This is a genomic window from Candidatus Zixiibacteriota bacterium, assembly GCA_022865345.1.
Lineage (GTDB): Bacteria > Zixibacteria > MSB-5A5 > MSB-5A5 > RBG-16-43-9 > RBG-16-43-9.
The window spans coordinates 1-2,721 of sequence record JALHSU010000031.1; the positions used below are offsets into that span (position 1 = coordinate 1).

The window sequence follows — 2,721 nt, forward strand, 5'->3', positions numbered from 1 at the left end:
AAGATATAAAGCTGTCGATTTTCCATCTTTCTCCAGAGTTTCAAGAATAGGAAGGTTAAAACACAAGGTCTTTCCTGAGGCAGTTCCGGTTGTGATGATCAGGTTTTTTCCTTGTCTGATTTTATTTATGCTTTCGGTCTGATGAGAATATAATTTTCCAATTTTTTTAGAGGTCAGATATTCTTGCAGGGAATCAGGCAGAGAAGGGGAAAGCTCTTCAAACTCTCCACCTTTTGCAGGGATGACTTTGGTATCGAGGATCTGTCCTTTATACCATTTATGCTTTTTTAGTCCTTCGATTATATTATTCATTCTCGTTCCTTAGATGGCGAATGATGAATAACGAATGACAAATAACAGGTGAAAGCGTGGGGCAAGGCTTCAAGCTTGCATTTCTTATAAGGGCAGGTTTCAAACCTACCCCATAGGGATTTCAAATGTAAGTGTTCGATTTATCGAACGCAAACTCCGTTACTCAGTTTTGTGCTGTTCTAAATATTCCTTAACCTTCCTTTTTTGCTCAGCGAAGTCTGTTGCAGATCCACAATTTAGGAATCTCTCAAATGCGTCTCTTCCTGCAATGGTATCCGTTTTTACAAACCAGTTGATCATCCCAATACAGTACCAAAGCTGACATTTCTCTGGTTCGATCTCAAGAACGTCATTGATAAATTCCTCAATCTGAAACAAGGACGCCGGCACTATTGGATATTTGAACGCTTTCTTGTATGAACTTTCTGCTTTATTCAGGTCTCTCTCATAGGCATATAAGAATGCTTCGCTGTATCTCCAAGCGCAATCATTGACGCTTTTACATCTTTTCATCTCTTCCTTCGCACCGTCGACATCTCGCTCGACCAAGAACAGATATATTCCCCTCAAGAGATGAGCCTTATAATTGTTCGGGTCAATTTTTCTTAAGAAATCCAAAAGAGGTTTAATGGCTAGTAATTCCTTCTTATCTTCCGTTCTCTCGTATAAAAAATAATGTTTGTTTGCTATGGCTAAACAACTTTCAGAGATCAGTAAAGGAACTCTTGCCTTGATCTTTTTTATTTGCAGGATATCCGTTTGAACTCCTTTGAGCTGTGCATGAAGCTCCTTAGAAAGCTCAAATGAAAAAGGAAATTCTCCTGATAGGAATGCAGCCACGCCTATTATGTAACGTGCTACAAGACCAATCCAATCTTTCGTTATCTCAAAACCACTAATCTCATTTTCAAGCGGGATCAGTACACGTCTGGGGAAAAGCTCAGCGAATTCCTGGGAGAATTTGTCATGAACTATCGGTGGGATTGGTTTGTGAATAACAACCGCATCGAGGCTGAGATAATAATGAGGATTCCCTTTTTCCAATCTCTGCTTGCATGACCCATAAATTATAAAATGAGCTTTAGCTCTCTTGAGCGATTGTAGCGCGGAAGGATAGTCTTGAATCTTGGTCGCATAGTGCTCAGGTATTTCGATGATATTGAAAATATTTTCTTTCGCTTTCGTTTTTACTGCTTCATTAATGCGCAAGATTAAATCCGATCTTAGCCTGAGATATTCTCTTTTACTCTCTGTAGTAACGGCTACCAAAACCCCTATTTTATTTCGGGTATTTTTTGGAAACCTTCTGATTATTTCCCAAAGTAATACCGATACTGCTATTACTATAGATACAACAATCCATTCATATAGATTTAGACCCACTCCAAAGTTATTCCATAAATACGGTAATAATATAAATAATTCGACTATCAATAATGCCAATAAGCCTAACGGAGAATACCACTTTTGTTTAATAAAAGACAATGCTTCTTTTAATATTCCGTTTTCTGAATTGTCTGCCATTTTTACGGCTCTCCTCGTCTGGCATAAAGCCCGACGCTATCTAAAATACCATCGGGCGACTACAAGAGGTCGCCCAAACAAAATCACACTTCTCCAATCGTGCATCTATGTAATTCTGAAAATATTCTCACCAATGTCAACACGTCCTGCCGGTTGTGTTCGACTATTGGTTTCAAAAGCCCATAATTTTTGGTTTTGAGGTAGTCCGAATAAAATTCAGGTACAAGGGAGCTCGGCAGATGGGTCGACCTTTTTTCCTTCAGGATATTTCTTTCGATAGTATCCAGGCAGAAATCAGGGAGTTGGTTTTTCCATACCCTTCTGGAAAAATGCAACAGGTCAAAATGGGACTTGTGCAGGTCAGGGATTATTCCGTAATACCTGAGCCTTCCCTCTAAGAAAGGGACATCAAATGCCTTGCCGTTGAAACTTACTAAGGATTTAGACTTTGAAAGATATTCTGAAAAAGCCTTCAGAAGCGCTATCTCCTCTTCAACCTCAAGGGCTAAGAACTGGTCTAACCTCATCTTTTTTCCGTCTTCCAGAGTTGCGATTCCGATTAAGATGACTAAGTTGCCTCCAAAAAGCCCCAGGGTCTCTATGTCCAGAAAAAGAAAATCCTCCCAGGGATGAAAAGATGATAAACCGAATATCAGTGGATGCGATTTGGGCAGGCGAGAAAAGAGTAAATGCTGAAGCCCAAGCTTATCCTGGTCAGACACGACTTGCAGAACAAGCTCTGCCTCCGTTCCCCAGCGAGGATGGGAGATCAAATCCTGAAGGCTCTTGTATCCAGCCCTTTTGAGCTGGTCCTCCCTGTATTCCCTGATTCCAGGGAGAAGAGAGAAAAAGGAAAGAATGGTTTTCTCCACGGTTTCTTTTTCA

The 2,721-nt window shown here is 40.3% G+C and carries 3 protein-coding genes; all 3 read right to left on the minus strand.

Annotated features, from left to right (window positions below; all coding sequences use genetic code 11):
* Positions 1–312: DEAD/DEAH box helicase (locus MUP17_01385; GenBank protein ID MCJ7457628.1), on the minus strand; the 312-nt coding region annotated here is incomplete at its 3' end.
* A gap of 159 nt (positions 313–471) precedes the next feature.
* Positions 472–1,836, minus strand: a complete 1,365-nt coding sequence (locus MUP17_01390; GenBank protein MCJ7457629.1) for a hypothetical protein — start codon at positions 1,834–1,836, stop codon at positions 472–474.
* 83 nt (positions 1,837–1,919) lie between these two features.
* The coding region (locus tag MUP17_01395) for a ribonuclease H-like domain-containing protein (protein MCJ7457630.1) at positions 1,920–2,721 on the minus strand (802 nt) is incomplete at its 5' end.